This window comes from Paenibacillus kribbensis (assembly GCF_001705305.1).
Taxonomy (GTDB): Bacteria; Bacillota; Bacilli; order Paenibacillales; family Paenibacillaceae; genus Paenibacillus; species Paenibacillus kribbensis_B.
In genome coordinates, this window is the sequence record NZ_MCBP01000010.1 from 1 (window position 1) to 18,214 (window position 18,214).

Consider the following 18,214-nt stretch of genomic DNA (forward strand, 5'->3'; position numbering starts at 1 on the left):
TCTTTATGAACAGTACGTCCAAAAATAACCCAGGGGGCAAAAAGGGGGCAAATCTCGTTTGCAAGGTTAACAAACCCTTATAGGACGGGCTTAACCAATAGACCCTTCCATTTCGAACTTGATCAAACGATTCATTTCTACCGCATACTCCATCGGCAGCTCTTTGGTGAACGGCTCGATAAAGCCCATAACGATCATTTGTGTCGCTTCTGCTTCGGTCAGACCACGGCTCATCAGATAGAACAGCTGATCTTCTGATACTTTGGAAACCGTTGCCTCGTGCTCCAGCGTAATATCGTCGTTCATGATTTCATTATAAGGAATGGTATCGGAGGTCGACTGATTATCCAAAATCAACGTATCACATTTAATATTCGATTTTGCACCTTGAGCCTGACGACCGAAGGAAGCCAATCCGCGATACGTTACTTTACCGCCATGCTTACTGATCGACTTGGATACAATGGTCGATGTGGTATCTGGCGCCAAGTGGATCATTTTTGCCCCTGCATCCTGATGCTGGCCTTTGCCTGCAACTGCGATGGACAAGACCATACCTTTGGCTCCGCGGCCTTTCAGTACAACGGCTGGATACTTCATCGTCAGCTTGGAACCGATATTGCCATCGACCCATTCCATCGTTGCATTTTCTTCTGCAACCGCACGTTTAGTTACCAGGTTGTAGATGTTTGGTGCCCAGTTCTGGATCGTTGTGTAACGAACGCGTGCGTTCTTCTTACAAATAATTTCCACCACGGCGCTATGCAGCGAGTTCGTGCTGTAAATTGGAGCCGTACAGCCTTCTACATAATGCACAAAGCTGTCTTCATCGGCAATAATGAGCGTACGCTCAAATTGTCCCATGTTTTCCGAGTTAATGCGGAAGTAAGCCTGCAATGGAACCTCACATTTTACACCTTTGGGTACGTAGATAAAGCTTCCGCCTGACCATACCGCACTGTTCAGTGCTGCAAACTTATTGTCCGCAGGAGGTACAACGGTCGCAAAGTACTCTTTCAGAATTTCAGGATGCTCACGCAGCGCCGTATCGGTATCCATGAAAATAACACCCTGCTCTTCCAGATCCTTTTGCATGCTGTGGTAGACAACCTCGGATTCATACTGTGCAGATACACCAGCCAAAAACTTTTGCTCCGCTTCAGGAATCCCCAGTTTATCAAAGGTTTCCTTAATTTCGGTAGGAACCTCTTCCCACGTTTTCCCTTGTTTCTCGGAAGGTCTTACATAGTACTGGATATCATCAAAATCCAGCTCATCCATATCCCCGCCCCAGGTTGGCATTGGCATTTTTTCAAACTGTTTCAATGCTTTCAGGCGGAATTCCAGCATCCAATCCGGTTCACCTTTAATTTTGGAGATTTCCTTTACGATTTCCGGAGTGAGACCCTTACCTGTTTGGAAAATGGATTTGTGCTCGTCACGAAAGCCATATTTATACTCTTCCATTTCCGGCGCTTTCTTGGCCATGTTTCTCAAACCTCCTCTGTTCTCATTAAATTATTTATCTTCATCGATTCCTTTGCGCAGCGCGTTCCAAGCCAGTGTCGCACATTTAATGCGAGCCGGGAACTTGTTAACACCGGACAAAGCTTCCAGTTCTTCGTAATCGTCGAATTCCACGGCTTCCCCTTGCATCAGAGAAGAGAAACGACTCGCCATATCCAGTGCCTGTTCAATCGTTTTTCCTTTGACCGCTTCCGTCATCATCGAAGCAGAGGACATGCTAATCGAGCAGCCTTCGCCTGTAAAACGAGCATCTTCGACCACGCCGTCTTTCGTTTTAAGCTGAAGGGAAATCCGGTCACCGCACGTAGGATTATTCAAATCCACCGTGACCGCATCATCTTCAAAACGACCGCGATTCCGCGGATTTTTATAATGATCCATAATTACGCGTCGGTACAAGTCATCAAGTTGCATCGCCAAAATACTCCTTTGTTTGGATTAAGGCGCTGACCAGAGCGTCGACATCTGCTTCCGTGTTATAAAGGTAAAAGCTGGCTCGTGCGGTTGCACTGGCTTTCAGCCAGCGCATCAATGGCTGGCAGCAATGATGGCCTGCACGTACCGCTACCCCTTTGCTATCCAATACGGTAGCTACATCATGCGGATGCACATCATCCAAATTGAATGTTACGAGTCCCACATGACGTTCTGCAGGCCCGTAAATTTTCAGGCCATCCACTTCACGAAGACGCCCGAGAGCATAGTTGACCAGGCGGTTTTCATGCTGTGCGATTGCGTCCAGACCGATGCTTTCCAGAAAATCAATAGCTGCCCCCAAGCCGACGGCTCCGGCAATAATCGGGGTTCCACCTTCGAATTTCCAAGGCAGCTCCTTCCATGTGGATTCATATAATCCCACATCGTCGATCATTTCCCCACCAAACTCAATAGGCTCCATATTTTCCAGCAGTGCCTTCTTGCCGTACAATGCTCCGATCCCTGTAGGAGCACACATTTTGTGACCAGAGAAAGCATAAAAGTCAGCATCTATATCTTGCACGTCTACTTTCATATGTGGCACGCTTTGTGCACCATCGACAACGATAATCGCGCCTTTGCGATGAGCAATCGCTGCAATCTCTTTAACAGGATTTACAACGCCAAGCACATTGGAAACATGCGCAATGGCTACAATTTTGGTGTTTTCTGTAATGGTATTTTCCACATCAGCAAGATCAACGCTACCGTCCTCTTGAAGCGGAATATATTTTAAAGTCGCGCCTGTGGCTTTGGCTACCTGCTGCCACGGAATCAGATTACTGTGATGTTCCATCGGCGTGATCACAATTTCATCACCCGCCTGACAGTTAGCCCTGCCATAGGAAGAAGCCACCAGATTCAGCGCCGTTGTTGTTCCTCTTGTGAAAATAATCTCCTGGCTGCGCTTCGCATTCAGAAAACGGGCTACCTTCTCACGTGCACCTTCATAAGCATCCGTAGCGCGGCTGCCCAGCGTATGCACACCGCGGTGAACATTCGAATTGTCATATTCGTAGTAGTGCTTGATCGCCTCGATGACCGCCAACGGCTTTTGCGAAGTGGCCGCATTATCCAAATAAACCAGCGGATGACCGTTAATCTCCTGATGTAAAATCGGGAATTGTTCACGGATCAATGCAGTATTCATTGGCCCAACTTCCTTTCAACTAGGCTTTGCAGCTGCTGTTGAAGTCCTTCGAGCGGAATTTCAGATACGACAGGTGCCAGGAAGCCATAAATAATCAGACGTTCGGCTTCTGCACGACTAATCCCGCGGGACATCAAGTAATACACTTGCTCACGGTTAACCTGACCGACCGATGCTGCGTGACCTGCCGTCACATCATCTTCATCAATCAACAGGATCGGGTTAGCGTCACCACGCGCTTTCGGGCTAAGCATCAGAACACGTTCTGTTTGCTGACCATCTGCTTTCGTAGCCCCTTTTTCGATTTTTGTAATTCCGTTAATAATGGAAGACGCTTCTTCACGCATAACTGCGCGCGTAATCATCTGGCTGGCGGAATTTTTACCAAAATGCTGTGCTTGTGTTGTATAGTTCAGCTTTTGTGAGCCGGAACCTACAGCAATGACCTTGGCATCCGAGTTGGAGCCATTGCCTTTGAGGACAGACATCGTATTGCTGGCTGTGTTGCCGTTGTTCATTTCGCCTACAATCCATTCGATGGCGGCATCATTGCCCAAAGTAGCACGACGAATAGAAATATCCGTTACTTGCTCTCCAAGCTGGTGCACCGTCGCATAACGAACTTTGGCTCCTGCATTCGCAACCACTTCTACTGCACCGTTATGAATAACAGGCGTCGTCAAATCCGCAGATACATAATTGTCTACGTAGGTTACAGAGCTATGGCTTTCAGCAATGAGCAGCACATGCGGCGCAAACGTCGCTGTCGCATCATCTGTCAGGAAAACAGCCTGAAGCGGAACGTTCAGCTCTACATTTTTCGGCACATAAGCAAATACTCCACCGTTCCAGAGTGCTGCATGCAATGCAGACAATGAATTTTCCTCAGCCTTAACAACTGTATTCAGGTGAGCTTTAACCAAATCACCATGTTCCTTGACCGCTGTTTGTAAATCCGTGAAAATGACACCTTGAGCTGCCAGTTCCTCGTTCAGCTTTACGTATACAGCACCGGAGTTGCGCTGGATGATCAGACCGCCCTCCTGCTGTTCTTTAACCAGATCAGCAATTGCTGCGGGAACCTGTCCCAGCGATACAATAGCCTCACTATTTTTATGTTGACCGTAATCGTTCAAATTCCAACGCTCGATTTTAGTTTTTTCAAATACCGGAAGCTCCAGTTTGCCTGCAAGCTCAAGTGCTTTTTGTCTGTCTTCGATCAGCCAGGACGGCTCGCCGTTACGTTCAGACAGAACACGCAGTTGCTCGGAATCTACCGGAAGGATTGTTTGTGTACTCATCAGTTTTCCTCCTCGCTTCCGGCTTACGCCTCTTGTCCTACAGTTTCATCAACGATGCCCAGCTCTTCCTTGATCCAATCGTAACCGTCTGCTTCCAGACGTTCAGCCAGCTCAGGGCCTCCAGATTTAACGATACGTCCTTGCATCATTACGTGTACATAGTCAGGCTTAATGTAGTTCAACAGACGTTGATAGTGAGTAATCACGAGAAAACCACGGTCTTCAGAACGCATAGCGTTCACGCCGTTAGCCACAATTCTCAAAGCATCGATATCAAGACCGGAGTCGATTTCGTCAAGAATGACAATTTTCGGGTCAATCATCATCATCTGCAGAATTTCATTCCGTTTTTTCTCACCGCCGGAAAAGCCTTCGTTCAGATACCGGTGAGCAAACTCCGGATTCATTTCAAGCTCTTTCATTTTGCTTTCCATTTGACGAATAAATTTGATCAGAGAAATTTCTTGTCCTTCTTCACGGCGTGCATTAATGGCACTACGCAAAAAGTCGGAATTTGTTACCCCTGCAATTTCACTCGGATACTGCATCGCCAGGAACAATCCCGCGCGTGCACGCTCATCCACTTCCATGTCCAGCACGTCTTCTCCATCCAAAGTTACGTTGCCCTCTGTAACTTCATATTTAGGATGACCCATCAAAGCAGAAGCCAATGTACTTTTACCTGTTCCGTTAGGACCCATGATAGCGTGGATTTCTCCGCCCTTCATTTCGAGGTTAATACCTTTCAAAATTTCCTTGCCTTCAATGGTCGCTTTGAGACCTTCAATCTTAAAGTTTGTAGCCATATTCGGGATACCCTCCAAAAATTGTAGTGTGGTGTCGAAATCAGAAAGTATATTTAAACAGGGGAGCCCCCTGATTTCAAACAAAGCAATAGTTAAAATTTTATTTATAATCATTCTAAACTGATTCTCAATGATTCTCAAGTTATTTTATAATAAATATCTTTGATGGTGCAAGCAACAGACACGCGTTATGCGCCTTTCTTCATAAAATGTTCATCCTCCCCAGCACACAAATAGCCAAATACATCCTCCAAATTCATTATACACTTATATTTGCGCTCAACTTGAGGATGTAGGATTTCTTTTTAGCCATAAAAACGCTACTGACAGCATGGTGTCAGTAGCGTTTTTTAATGTAAAGGGTTTATTACAAAATGCAGCCCTGTCTGTATCGGGTGCTATTAAACTGTCCGATCGACAATTTAGCCGAATTTTCTGCTGATTAGCCCAGATAGGAACGCAGCATCCACATATGCTTCTCCAGATCCGCTTTGTAGCCGATCAGCAAATCTGCGGTAGGTTGATCGGAATTGCTTTCTGCCAGCTCAATCCCTTCTTGAAACTCTTCACATACGGTTGCAAAGTCCTCAATTAAGGTTTGTACCATTTTTGGAGCATCTTCATCGCCGGTTGCCTCTTGAATTGAGGACAGCTCCAGGTATTCCTTGAGCGTTGCGGAAGGTGAACCCTTCAATGCGAGCAGACGCTCGGCAATCTCGTCCATCTTCAATGTAATTTCATTGTACAACTCTTCAAATTTAGCATGCAGTGTATAGAAACTGGAGCCTTTCACATACCAGTGATAGTTATGAATTTTCACATATAACACATTCAGGTTAGCGACTTGACGGTTTAAAAGCTCCTGCACAGAATTCGTTTGTGTATTTTTCGAGTTACTTGTTGTTTTAGTCATCATAAATCCCTTCCTTTTAATTAAATTGACATTCATGAACGACTACTCTTTATCCACCGTCATGCTGACGGAGAGACGCCAGTAGGCATCAATGATCATCCGCCATGATCACCTGCCGGACGTCTGCTTATCCATTACCCTTTCTCCACGGTGATGAAACCAAAGAAAAAAAATGTACAAAACTTCACCGATTTTCGTTATACTTTTTCTATCCTATCAAAATACTTGGTTTAATATTGTAATATTTTTCGTATTTTATCGCGCACAATTTATGGAGGTGACTTCGTTGTCCCAATATCATCCTTTAACGACAGAAGAAGCAATCGAATTCGTGAAGAACATCCCCGGATTTTTCAGCAAGGAAGCCCGTCTGGAATGCCAAGAAATCGGTGATGGTAACCTGAATCTGGTTTTTCATATTACGGATTCTGAATCTGACAAGAGTATCATTGCCAAGCAGGCACTTCCCTATGTGAAAATTGTAGGTGAATCCTGGCCGCTGTCGCTGGATCGTGCTCGCATTGAGCGCGAGGCACTTCAGCAGGAGCATCAAATTTGCCCTGAATTGGTTCCTGCCGTACTGGCCTATGACGACGAGCTTGCGTTGACTGTGATGGAGGATCTTAGCTCACACACCATCATGCGCAAGGGATTAATAGAAGGAAATACCTATCCGCATTTTGCCGATCATATCGGAGAATTTCTGGCGCGCACGCTCTTTTTCACTTCCGATTTGGGCATGAATCAGCAGGTCAAAAAAGACCTGGTTAGACGTTTTATTAACCCGGAGCTCTGTAAAATAACGGAGGATCTTATTCTGGATGAACCATATCGATTCTCGGATAATAACAACTACGGTGAGTATATTGAAGACGAAGCAGAGGCACTCCGAACGGATCAGATTCTTCATCTGGAAGTGGCTTTGCTGCGGGAAAAGTTTCTGACACGGACAGAAGCGCTGCTGCACGGCGATCTTCACACTGGCAGTATTTTTGTAACGGCGGAGTCTACCAAAGTCATTGATCCTGAATTTGCCTACTACGGACCGATGGGCTTTGATATCGGAGCGGTAATTGCCAATCTGCTATTGAACTACGCAGCCCAGCCCGGCTGGATTTCTGGCGAGACAGCTGTACAGGAACGCCGTGACTGGCTTTTGCAGACAGCGATTCAGGTGTGGGAGCAGTTTGAAGGCAGATTCCGCAAGCTTTGGGACGAGCATGTCACCGACCCTATGGCACGTACGACCGGATATCAGGATTTGTATCTCCAAAAAGTGCTGCAAGATACGGTTGGCTTTGCAGGCTGCAAAGTGATTCGCCGTATCATCAGCCTGTCGCATGTAGCGGATATAGATACAATTGCCGATCCTGAACTCAAGGAAGCCGCTGAACGTCTGGCGTTATCTATCGGAAAAACCCTAGTTCTGCGCAATCGTAAGCTGCATTCGATTCAGGAACTGGAAGACATTGTTCGGACAGCAACGGCTGCCCAAAATAAAGGAGCTTAATGGATATGAATGAAAAGAAAGAATCCACCCCCGTAACCTCTGCTGAAGCCACAGTATCCAGCGGGCAGGCTCTGTCTTCGCTGGTGTGGAAAGGCGACCACTTGTCCATGCTGGATCAGCGTCTGCTGCCCGAGACGATTGTCATGCTGGATTTGTTCACAGCCGAGGAAGTGTGGGATGGCATTCATACGATGAAGGTACGCGGTGCGCCTGCCATCGGCATGGCTGCGGCCTACGGCGTTGTACTGGGAGCTTCCGCCTACGGCGGCACAGACGCTGCTGGGTGGCTGGAGCACGTACACGGTGTGTGCGGGCATTTGGCTACATCACGACCGACCGCCGTGAACCTGTTCTGGGCATTGGATCGCATGAAGAAACGGGCCGGGGAACTCGTTGCTGCAGCTGGCGGAGGTCAGATCGAAGACTGGAATGCCGGGCTGGAGCGTGAAGCGATAGCCATTCAGGCAGAGGATGAGGAAGTGTGCCGCCAGATCGGCATCCATGCTTTACCTTTGTTCGAGGACGGAATGGGCGTACTCACTCACTGCAATGCTGGCGGATTGGCAACAGCGAAATACGGAACAGCGCTCGCGCCCATGTACCTTGCGCAGGAGAATGGCATCCACCTGAAAGTATTTGCCGACGAAACACGCCCCGTGTTGCAAGGTGCGCGCCTGACCGCTTTCGAGCTTCAGCAGGCAGGCATTGACGTAACCCTGCTCTGTGACAATATGGCAGGCATGGTGATGTCCAAAGGATGGGTACAGGCCGTCATTGTCGGCACGGACCGAGTGGCCGCTAACGGCGATGTGGCCAACAAAATCGGCACCTATAGCCTGGCTGTGCTGGCAAAGGCGCATGGCATCCCTTTTTATGTGGCTTCGCCGCTATCTACAATTGATTTGCAGACCTCAACAGGCGCAGATATCCCCATTGAGGAACGTTCTGCGGAGGAGGTTACGGAAAGCTTTGGCAAAAGGACAGCCCCGCAGGGCATCAAAGTCTACAACCCGGCTTTCGACATTACCCCTCATGAGTACATTACCGCCATCATTACCGAAAAAGGGATTGTCCAAGCTCCCTTTGACGACAGTCTGGCCGCTTTGTTTGCGGATTAATCTATTCTTGCAGATCAAACAGCTCGTATGAGAGCTAAAATTGCTTTATTGATAACGTGATTTCTCATCGAAAAGACCGGAGCCAAAAAGCTCCGGTTTGTTTGTTTCTTGCTCTTCTACTTTACTGTGAGGCATGGTTATTTAAACTTTATTTAGACTAGTTTCAAAAGTGCTTCGTATCCTGGCATACCTGGCTTAACCCCCAGCTGCTCCGCTTCCGTCGTCACCGATTCCATCGGCGCTTCCAGCAATTCCTTCAGTGTTTTTACCCCCACAGCTCGTGCGGCAAGAATTTTCCGGTCCGCCAGCCGCTCATTGAGCAATCCAACATCCAGTGCACCACACATGATGTAACCACGGGAGTTGGAGATCGTCAACATCGTTGTTTTAGGCAGTTTGACCTCGACTCCGATAAATGTATGCTCACCCACTTGTACGGGTTCCATGTGTATCATGGTTATTACATGCACCTCCTCTTTGTTCATCCGGGATATTTTATGCATCATTTACGGGTGGGTGTGGACGTCCGTGGATACCTGTAAAATATTAGAGGCTTATTTATGTATAGCAAAACAGGCAATAAAAAGGCTAGACGGATCATTCCATCTAACCTCTTGATCAAAGTTAATTTTTTAGGTTCTACTGTGATCTTGAACTTGAGACCATTTTATTCTCACATTCCTCCATGTTGTCCAGTCAGATCGTAACTACTACCGTTACTAACATAAAACTGGATTAAACAACAATTATTTTTTGTAGTCATCAGAATTAAAGTTTGCTCTTTATTCAAACTTCTTTAAGTACTGTGGGGGTACAAGGTCGGCAAGCCAAACACCATTGTTTGCTTTATAAAACTTCACTTGATTAGCCAATGCCTTTGCTGTGTCTACTTCGAGAATAACTAGTTCTCCACGTCTTTTGCCCGCCAAGATTGCAAACTCAAGGGATTCAGACAGATGTACATACTTTCTGCCCATTGGTTTAATTCCTTCAGTAAAAATTTTATTTAGTACCTTTGTATTTGTACCGTGATAGAGAATTGTTGGTGGAGTAGCTTCCTTATAATCTAATCTGCCTGTGCTGTGTCCATAATTAGCTCTTATGTACCCATTAACAATCTCATACCTTTGCTTTGCACAATTCTTTACTACTTGCTTGATGTCCGACTCACTGACATCAGACCATCTATTCTCTGATCTAATCCCTTTAATCAGGTCTTGAATGTCACAATAGCCCTCATGATCCAGATCAATTTCAAATTGTTCAGGTGTGTGCCTCAGAATTTTACTCATAAATTTACTAAGGCTCTCTTCTTGTTTTGGTGATAACATCATATACTCCTTCTAATGTAATATTTGTTTTATCTATAGTAACCGATCCCATGATTCATAACGTCTTGTGAAATAAAATACTGATCCCCCAATAAGGAAACACACACCAGTATTGATTTTCCTTGCTACCGTCCCAGATTAACCCAAAATCTCCAACGATGATTACATTGTCAGTCCTTTTCATTTTTTTCTGTTGGGGGGAAGTTTCTAGTGTTGAGACGCTTGTTGACACTGATTGTCCCGTGAATGTCTCCAGTAATATAGATCACTTATTGCATTTGTCCTCTCTTGTAAGAGTCATATTTCAGTTAGAATTAGACACCTTTCAGTCTTGCAATTAGTCTACTTTAAGCTAATGAGCCATTTGCAAGTTTTTTATGCAAGGCTTGATAAGCTCTGATTGTTATATTCACTTCGTCAGCGATAATGGTGATGGAATCATTGAAATACGAAGCGATAATTCGAATGGTAAATTCAATGTCGTTTTCATATAGGTATACCTGGTAAATCACTTTTTCTTTACTGTTGTGCTCATTAATCACTTGCGCATCCTTGAATTCCTTGCGAATAATATCAGGTACGGAAGAAAGAGAAGCAGCATTTTTCTTGAAGCCAAAAAAAATTAATTTGTTCTTATGAAATTCTAGTGCCAACCCTTCTTTCATTACAATCGCCCTCCTCGTGGACAGAAAAATTCATTTTGATTCTTCCCAAGCTTTCATATATTTTTATGATTCTTACCTTGGAAAAGTGGAAGATTTATTATTCCCACTTTTCCAAGATAATTATTAAATACTAATCCCAACGATCAATCTTGATGAGTCGTGTGGAGTTGCCTGATGTTACTTTCACAATCAAATTCCACTCACTGTCCTTAGAGTAACCCACACCACTAGCTGACGCTGCTTCAATTCCTTCGATTGGAGTGTTAGCGGTATACGCTTCAAGCGTCTTTCTCACTTCACGAAGTTCTGGTTTCAGTGTTTCGACGAAGAATCCTCTGCCTTTACCCTCCGACAAGTCTTTGCATCCGTCCAACAAGAAGAAGATATGATGGCCTGTATGAGTAACTTTCTCTTCGCCCCACAAATTTGGAGAATTCGTAATTCCGTTTACCTTGACAAAACTATTAACTGAAACATTCCATGCATCATCAGAAGAATATGAATTTGAATTAACGATTTCTGGATGCTGATTCTTAATATGTTTAAATATAAATACGTCTTGTTGATAGCCATCACCGCCAGCAACGCCATGATAGGAATATATTTTTCCATTGACTTCAAGCTCTACCTTGAATGGTGTGCTTCCTTTTCCTCGTTCACAGTAATTATGAACATAGAATCTATATGTTCCATTTCTAGCTTCTCCTTCGCTCCATCTGATATTTTCTACTGGCGAATAATCTCTATGACCTCCACCATTCATATCAATGTCCAGCCAACCATTACATCTGCTTCGCTTGTCTCCGTAGTAAATATGTTCACCGTTAGGGGTCACGCAATGCAAATCAAGATCTGTGTATCCTTCCCAAATGAGTGAGCATCGGATTTCATTGTTCTCATATTGACCACCTGCACTCTCAACCCTACGTTTGATCTCTCCGTCAATACCTCCATGATAATACCAGCTAAATGCGTTATCCCATTGCAGAATGTTAGGTGCTGTATCATCGGAAGCCGTAACCAATGCCATAAATCTATTTGGATTGTCGATTTTCACTTCAATGCTTTCTGCCGATGGCATTACCGTTCTTTGAAATTTATCCCATGTCATAACCGCACTTGGAAGGTCAACTCTGCTTGAAACAGTATTAGTTTTCTCTTTCGGCATAATATTACCGAATATACCTCCAGCATTAATATCACCCTTATTCACAAAAGAACCTTTATTCTTCCAAATGGTCTCAGGGACTTCTTCAATCGTTGCGTATCTTCGTTGTAGCGAATTAGCAATGCCAAGCTTCTGAACAATCTTCTCAGCTTGCTCAATGTTCCCTTGAGATGGAGCAACTTGCGCCCTCATATAATTGGAAGGACTCATTTTTTCCGCAAATCTACGACTTATAGAGTCAAATGGAAGTCCGTTAACAATATCGTCAAGCAAGGTTCCGATCATGCTGCTTTTCACATGGCAGAATCCAGAAGGAGCGGTTGCAACAGCCATCCAAGTAATGTTGTCACGAATTTGACTGTTCCAAATGTTTTGATGTTTTGCGTGAAGAACTTGAAGAAATTTAGCTACACCAAGAACTTTGTCAGACCGATACAAAGATTCTGATTCCAAGAGAGTCACAGCTTGTTCTACAGCCTCCGGCGGATATTCCGTAAGTCCAGCAGTCAAAATTCTGAAATCCTCTTTCTTCTCTGCCAGTTCCTGACTAGCAGTTTTCAGTCTAGATTGATAAACTTTTTCTGCTGGAAGCGTAACTGACATATGATCCCATCCATTAGAGTGTGGTTGACCAAGATTTCTTTCGCTAGAAACAAACACCCCTGTAACTCTAGATTTAAGGACAATTTGCTTCATTGCATTGACAGAATTAACGAAAAACTCAGGAGTGTTGCTTTCATCCCACAAAGCAGAATTGATTTCGCCATCTTCAGAAATAGATACAAGCCCACCAAAACGATTCACGAAATTTCTACAACATTTACAAGTATAATGTTGTCTTGCTTCATGTGGTAAACCCTCAAGAAATGCGTCAAATACTCCATCGGAATCAGTTGTGAAAAGTGGCTTGCTGCTAAAGGTTGCAAATCTTTCTTTGATTACCTCACTGAAATGTGGGTATTGATCATTGCTGTTGTCGTATTTGTCTTTGATAGAATTGATATTGTTGTTCACTTTTAAACCCGCTCCTAATTGTATTATTATTTTTATGTAACATTATTGTAAAATCATCATTTTACTTCAAAAGTCTTCAGTATCTAGTTACCTGAAGCGATGAGTTTTTCAGTCTTACGATCCTTTTTAATTTGTTTATTGTTATTCCTATAATCGTCCCATGAATCCAGACTCAAGTAAGGCTCAGCTTCAATAATATCTTTTACCTTGCTATGCTGCTGCGCTTTGAATAGCTCAATCATTCTAATTAAATCGTTGCGATCCAGCAGCTTCACTCCATTAAAACTTGCTAACTGTTCACACGAGGTTGTATATTTACTAGAAGTAATGACAATGGACTTCTTTGCTCTATAATACCTCATGCAGCTATACACTTCCTGAACCGCACTCAGACCCACAGGATTGCTTATTGCATACCGTTTAGCCTGAATGACATTACGGTATCCCTCACGATCTGTAAAAACCAAATCTGCTCCAAAATCTCTGCTGTCTTGTGTCTTATACGCATCACCATAGCCCAGACATAGGAACAGCCTGAACAAATACATTTCAAAGTCCTTACCATCTTCCATACGGTCTATTTCGTTAATGCCGATTTTGTAAGGGTCAATATCCTGCGTTACTTTATAGCGCTCTTGAACTCTAGGCTTTTTAAATAAGCGTAGTAATACCAGAGCAAGCAATACAGTAATGACACACACTATCACAAATATAGACAAAAATGCTCCTCCTTAGCTGTTCTAAGTCCTTTTCACACTTGCTTATAATACAACATATAAGGGAAATTTCCCACATGATTTGGATAAACATAGTAATTAATCAACAAAAAACGCCTATTACTAGGCGCTTAGTTACATATCAAAGGGGCTAAATTTAACCCTCCCTGACTCCTATATACACATTCCTTCTAATTTTGCCTTCCTCTTTATACATCGAATTCAACCAATCCAAATTCATTTTACACGGCCTTTCTGTCAGCCTGAGCCAACATCTTGAGGTTGATCCAGTTACCATCTATTGTTTTAAGGTATAGTTTGCCGTCCATCAGCTTCCCAGTTTTGTACATTGGTATTGCTCCTTTCTTGGTGGACATATGTATCTTCCCCTTTAGAAATTATAGTTGTATCACGTGACACATTAGAAACCTGAAACAATTCCTCTCGCTTCGTCCTCAGCACGTTCAATGGCCTGAATAAAAGGCAGCAATGGTTTCTCTGATTTATATTGAATAGCCTTCTCACATGTACCGCCAGCAGCTTCCCATTCCCAATAAGCGATGACATCCAATGCCTCAAGGAAATACATGGACAAGGCTTCCACAGGATTCACAGCGTACAATTGCATAAACTGTTCATTTGATAGCTGATTACTCTGAAGGTATTCGTCCTTCAATTGGTGAAGTAAAAGAAATGTGCTTTCAGAATTAACGTTTACAATACGATTTACATACTCATTGCGGCGCTCAACTGTGTTCAATATCATTTGCATGTCATTACGGATACGCCAAGTTTCAGGGCTGATATTGAGCATACTGATTAGGTCATTGGTGGACAGGTCAGGATTGTACGGTGCTGGCTCAATAATACGAGTCCATACCCCATCGTTACCATGCTCAAATACTTGGATAGCGTCTGAAACGTTAAGACCAATCGTCTGCCATTTGTGATTAAGGGCATCGGTAATGTGGTAATAATGTAGTTCTTTTTCAACGCTCTCTTCTGATTCCCAAACCTGTCCCTGTCTGATAATATTAATTATGGCTTGATTGTTAGCTTTTTGGGGTCATTTAGTATCGCTCCTTTTTATCTACTAACAGTTATATTTTATATCTATTAATAGATAAAGTCAAAAGGTTTTTATCACTTTCCCGTTAAATTATTTATCAAATCACTGTTGTGTTAGAGCCTGTTTTTTTAGAAATAGATATTATTGAAAGGAACTATTTTGATATGATCAAGATAACACTAGGCGAGTCATTAAAAGAACTTGCATTAACACAAAATAAGTTTGCAGTAACATACGGTTTTCGCCCCAATACAATTAATGATTTTGTGAATGGAAACGTTAAAAGAGCTGATTTCGACACTTTAGATAAGATGGTTAATTCTCTAAACCACTACGCTAAAAATATGAAGATTCAGCGTCACTTTACGTTGAGCGATGTTTTTATTCACGTCGACGAATCACAAGAAGAACCCAAAGATTAGCTAATATAATAGTTATGCGCAGACACAGTAAAGAGCCTAGACCAATTCTCTAGGCTTATTTGTCGTACCCCCATTGAACGCAATTCTACGTTGAATGGATCAGGTAGTAAAAGAAACTTCCTAACTATAAGGAGTCTCTTTTGCTTATGCTCTTGACAACTTGTCAAATCCCTTGATATGGCTGAGTTTAACGTAGTAGATAGTTTAGTAAGTTTTATGAAAGCTACCAACCGTAGATTTATACTTGGCAATATCAGATGGTAACACGAACCCGATTGATGTTTGATAAAGATTTGCAATGTCGTTCCCTGCTCCGAAATAATATGTCTGCCAAACAAATTTGGAATAATAACTATCAGCAATATTACTAAGTGTATGATTAAAAGTATAATTTTGCACCCTACCTATATTGTTCATTGCCCATCTGGCTGCGGAAAGGCCACCTCCACCATATGCATGCATGATTGTAAACGTGTTACCTTTAGAAAACCGAAATATACGAGTCTATACTCTCTGAAATGCCGGGGCCGTATGGATGGACATGGTAGATTCTATAGTCGGTTCCTACAATGCCAACGTGACCAGCAAGGAAAGTAGAAAACGATTTAGGATTATAAATAATATCTCCTGCTTGAATAGTTATGTTAGTACCAGGATATTTCTCAGGAAGTTCAGCCGTTGGACTGATTATAGTTTTATCCTGTGAGTATGTAGATTGGGTGACAGAATTTGAATCATCGGTAATTGTTGAACTTGCATCCGCACTAGCTACGCCAGCAAATAGAAATGCAAAACAAATAATAAACAAAAATCCCAATGAATGTTTCAACTGCATTTACTCCAATATTCTCTAAATAGTATAATTTTGACATAATTAGTGTACAGATGGGATTATTTCTTTTCAATTTTTTTTTGAATTTTAATCCAACAAAGGGGATAGTTATGAAAAAATATGGTGTAGTAATCTTTATAGTAATTATATTTGCAAGCGTTTGGATACTTAGTAGCTTCACTAAAAGTCATACTCAAAACGAAGTATTCAACTATCTTGTAAAAATTCAAGGATACAAACCATCTGAAATTTATTCAGTTGAAACTCAAATAGGTAAAGTTCCCTTAGTTAGTACACAAGTTATATTCAAGGACGAAACCAATGCAAGGTATTTTTATAAAAAAGAGCAGGATAAAATTATTCAGTATAGCCAAGCCCCCGTTAAAGGAGTAGATGATGGGGCGTATAATTATAAACATAAAGAAAGAAAATAACCTTTTTTACTTTGAGAGTAAGAGAATCCAAGTGGGTACAAGGTTTATGCATGGAAAATGAGTACTGCAAAAAGAAACCCAAATGACTGAGGTGTTTTATGCGCTTGATTTGTTTAGTATTATTAATAATCCTTGCATCATGCTCAAATGTAACAAATAGTTCGACCCAGGAGGTGAGTACTGAATATGAAAATGTTCAGGAACTTAACAATTTACCTGTTCCCAGCACTGCCATCGAAGTCGCTGAAAAATCTGCTAGAGATTTAAATAATTGCAAAATTCCTCAATTCTTTGAAAATTTTAATGCTTCATATCAAGAAAAACTCAAAAATGAGGGATGGGAAATAACTGAAGTCGAGAGCAACAAAGTAATATCAGTAGAGAAAAACAATATTAAGTACTTACTGATTATCACTAAAAGCTCTGACACTCAAACAACCAAGGTTACAGTCAGAAAAAATTCTTAAGACCCCGCACGGGGTCTTTATTTATGTCATAAATAGGGAAGTCTCAAAATTCTATTGTAGTTACTGCTGCATTCTTATAGGTTAAATCATTCCAATACAAGATTTTCTATAACCTGAACGGCATTCCTTACTCCTCCGAGACTTAACAACTTTTCTCCGGCTATATTAGCATTATGAGCAAATATGGGTTTCTCATTAAAATCATCTACGATTCTTTTTATTGTTTCGGAGTTAAAATCATTTGCTTCAAGCAATACACCTGCGTTTAACTTGGCTACTGAAGAGGCGTTGTACCGCCGTTCAAACACACCACCAGGACATACGATTTGAGGTACTCCATAGATCAAGCCAGTCATAATACTATTTTGCCCACCGTGATTTATATAAACTCTAGCTTCCGGCATAAGCTTGCTAAAATCAAATTTTTTGTTGACAATTATGTTGTTTTTCTCAAAGGGTTTTACTTGCTCTGATGCAATATATACTTCATAGTCAGATCCTTCAAAAGCTTTAGTTAACTCTTTTATAACCTGCTTTGGAGAAATCACACCATTTCCCATATAGGCTATTATTTTATTTTTTTCGGTTTTAGCGTCTGTACCCTCTGGTGCGGAAAGAGGTCCCACAAAAGCTATATCCTCCCCATCCACAGGTTCCAACTCATAAGAACTCGGAATAATCTTTAAATCTGCCCAATCGAAGATTTCTAAAACCGACTCCACTTTGTTTAAGCCATTATCTTTTAAGTATTTATTAACGCCCTTACTATATTCAGGGTTGGAAGCAAAGCTTTTTTGAACTGGATAACTGAATCCCGTAGCAATTTTCACCTTTTCTAACCGGGCGGCGACAATAGCTGATATTCTAAATTCTGAATACATAACGTCGGGTTTAAATTTTTGAATTGCTTTTCTAATGGAAGATACATCTTTTAGAAAATATCGTCTATTTATTACTCCTAAAAAATGTAAAACATCTTCAAAGCTATTGGCTTTCTTTTTTGGCTGAATTCCCAATGATTGAAATATTTTAAACATACTTTTGCCGATAAATACAGGTGTTCCAAAGAGTGAAGGAATAGGCGCATAATAATTTTTCACTTTATGAATACGATGATAATTTGCATCTTCTGGTGCGCATAATGCTACTTCATGGCCTCTTTTGATAAATTCATTTGCTAATAAGGTTGTTCTTGAAAAAGGTCCTTTTGTTTCTACCATAGCTGACATCGGTGAAATTAGAACTCTCATAATACTCTCTCCTTACCGGATTGGAGTTACATACACATCAATAT

General features: G+C 42.2%; 20 protein-coding genes. 5 read left to right on the forward strand and 15 right to left on the reverse strand.

What is annotated here, in order from left to right:
• Window positions 1–90 precede the first annotated feature (90 nt).
• The 6 genes from sufB to BAZ21_RS17600 form a co-directional block, all read right to left on the reverse strand.
• Window positions 91–1,488, reverse strand: a complete 1,398-nt coding sequence (sufB, locus tag BAZ21_RS17575; RefSeq protein WP_007429652.1) for a Fe-S cluster assembly protein SufB — start codon at window positions 1,486–1,488, stop codon at window positions 91–93.
• Window positions 1,489–1,518: 30 nt separating this feature from the next.
• The gene (gene sufU, locus BAZ21_RS17580; protein WP_007429651.1) at window positions 1,519–1,941 is read right to left on the reverse strand and encodes a Fe-S cluster assembly sulfur transfer protein SufU; all 423 of its coding nucleotides are present in this window, start codon (window positions 1,939–1,941) and stop codon (window positions 1,519–1,521) included.
• Window positions 1,931–3,154 (reverse strand): cysteine desulfurase, encoded by a 1,224-nt coding sequence (locus BAZ21_RS17585; protein ID WP_068503556.1) that lies wholly within the window; start codon window positions 3,152–3,154, stop codon window positions 1,931–1,933. The genes sufU and BAZ21_RS17585 overlap by 11 nt, the downstream gene beginning before the upstream one ends.
• A complete protein-coding gene (gene sufD / locus BAZ21_RS17590) occupies window positions 3,151–4,455 on the reverse strand; it encodes a Fe-S cluster assembly protein SufD (RefSeq protein ID WP_068503559.1) in 1,305 nt (434 codons plus the stop codon). Before sufD ends, BAZ21_RS17585 begins: the two co-directional genes overlap by 4 nt.
• 23 nt (window positions 4,456–4,478) lie before the next feature.
• On the reverse strand, window positions 4,479–5,261 hold the full coding sequence (gene sufC, locus BAZ21_RS17595; RefSeq protein WP_007429648.1) for a Fe-S cluster assembly ATPase SufC: 783 nt from the start codon (window positions 5,259–5,261) through the stop codon (window positions 4,479–4,481).
• Between the two features lie 442 nt (window positions 5,262–5,703).
• Complete coding sequence (locus tag BAZ21_RS17600) at window positions 5,704–6,174, reverse strand: Dps family protein (protein ID WP_068503924.1); 471 nt, start codon at window positions 6,172–6,174, stop codon at window positions 5,704–5,706.
• A gap of 286 nt (window positions 6,175–6,460) precedes the next feature.
• Here BAZ21_RS17600 and mtnK point away from each other — a divergent pair, with 286 nt between their 5' ends.
• Both mtnK and mtnA read left to right on the forward strand, forming a co-directional pair.
• Window positions 6,461–7,684 carry an S-methyl-5-thioribose kinase gene (gene mtnK / locus BAZ21_RS17605; protein WP_068503561.1) on the forward strand — a complete coding sequence of 408 codons (1,224 nt, stop codon included), beginning with the start codon at window positions 6,461–6,463 and terminating at the stop codon, window positions 7,682–7,684.
• A 5-nt stretch (window positions 7,685–7,689) separates the two neighbouring features.
• Entirely contained in the window at window positions 7,690–8,802 is a 1,113-nt protein-coding gene (mtnA, locus tag BAZ21_RS17610) for an S-methyl-5-thioribose-1-phosphate isomerase (RefSeq protein WP_068503563.1), read from the forward strand.
• Between the two features lie 152 nt (window positions 8,803–8,954).
• Here the strand turns inward: mtnA and BAZ21_RS17615 are convergent, their stop codons facing one another.
• From BAZ21_RS17615 to BAZ21_RS29060, 7 genes are all read right to left on the reverse strand, one after another.
• On the reverse strand, window positions 8,955–9,257 hold the full coding sequence (locus tag BAZ21_RS17615) for a YunC family protein (protein WP_068503565.1): 303 nt from the start codon (window positions 9,255–9,257) through the stop codon (window positions 8,955–8,957).
• 327 nt (window positions 9,258–9,584) lie between these two features.
• On the reverse strand, window positions 9,585–10,133 hold the full coding sequence (locus BAZ21_RS17620) for an RNA 2'-phosphotransferase (protein ID WP_068503567.1): 549 nt from the start codon (window positions 10,131–10,133) through the stop codon (window positions 9,585–9,587).
• A 347-nt stretch (window positions 10,134–10,480) separates the two neighbouring features.
• On the reverse strand, window positions 10,481–10,798 hold the full coding sequence (locus tag BAZ21_RS17625; RefSeq protein WP_068503569.1) for a hypothetical protein: 318 nt from the start codon (window positions 10,796–10,798) through the stop codon (window positions 10,481–10,483).
• Between the two features lie 130 nt (window positions 10,799–10,928).
• Window positions 10,929–12,980 carry a YfaP family protein gene (locus BAZ21_RS17630; RefSeq protein ID WP_068503571.1) on the reverse strand — a complete coding sequence of 684 codons (2,052 nt, stop codon included), beginning with the start codon at window positions 12,978–12,980 and terminating at the stop codon, window positions 10,929–10,931.
• 83 nt (window positions 12,981–13,063) lie between these two features.
• Entirely contained in the window at window positions 13,064–13,699 is a 636-nt protein-coding gene (locus BAZ21_RS17635; protein ID WP_068503573.1) for a restriction endonuclease, read from the reverse strand.
• Between the two features lie 239 nt (window positions 13,700–13,938).
• Window positions 13,939–14,073, reverse strand: a complete 135-nt coding sequence (locus BAZ21_RS29745) for a hypothetical protein (RefSeq protein ID WP_256021656.1) — start codon at window positions 14,071–14,073, stop codon at window positions 13,939–13,941.
• Between the two features lie 44 nt (window positions 14,074–14,117).
• A complete protein-coding gene (locus BAZ21_RS29060; RefSeq protein WP_176718172.1) occupies window positions 14,118–14,738 on the reverse strand; it encodes a hypothetical protein in 621 nt (206 codons plus the stop codon).
• A 191-nt stretch (window positions 14,739–14,929) separates the two neighbouring features.
• On the opposite strand from BAZ21_RS29060, the gene BAZ21_RS17645 reads away from it, so the two are divergent.
• Window positions 14,930–15,187, forward strand: a complete 258-nt coding sequence (locus tag BAZ21_RS17645) for a helix-turn-helix domain-containing protein (protein WP_068503577.1) — start codon at window positions 14,930–14,932, stop codon at window positions 15,185–15,187.
• Between the two features lie 481 nt (window positions 15,188–15,668).
• On the opposite strand, the gene BAZ21_RS17650 is transcribed toward BAZ21_RS17645, so the two are convergent.
• On the reverse strand, window positions 15,669–16,016 hold the full coding sequence (locus BAZ21_RS17650; RefSeq protein ID WP_068503579.1) for a hypothetical protein: 348 nt from the start codon (window positions 16,014–16,016) through the stop codon (window positions 15,669–15,671).
• A gap of 113 nt (window positions 16,017–16,129) precedes the next feature.
• Here BAZ21_RS17650 and BAZ21_RS17655 point away from each other — a divergent pair, with 113 nt between their 5' ends.
• Both BAZ21_RS17655 and BAZ21_RS17660 read left to right on the forward strand, forming a co-directional pair.
• The gene (locus tag BAZ21_RS17655) at window positions 16,130–16,453 is read left to right on the forward strand and encodes a DUF3139 domain-containing protein (protein ID WP_068503581.1); all 324 of its coding nucleotides are present in this window, start codon (window positions 16,130–16,132) and stop codon (window positions 16,451–16,453) included.
• Between the two features lie 173 nt (window positions 16,454–16,626).
• Window positions 16,627–16,920: a hypothetical protein gene (locus BAZ21_RS17660; RefSeq protein ID WP_256021659.1), complete on the forward strand. Its 294-nt coding sequence runs from the start codon at window positions 16,627–16,629 to the stop codon at window positions 16,918–16,920.
• An 86-nt stretch (window positions 16,921–17,006) separates the two neighbouring features.
• On the opposite strand, the gene BAZ21_RS17665 is transcribed toward BAZ21_RS17660, so the two are convergent.
• Window positions 17,007–18,170, reverse strand: coding sequence for a glycosyltransferase (locus tag BAZ21_RS17665; RefSeq protein ID WP_068503585.1), 1,164 nt, complete (start codon window positions 18,168–18,170; stop codon window positions 17,007–17,009).
• Window positions 18,171–18,214: the final 44 nt, after the last annotated feature.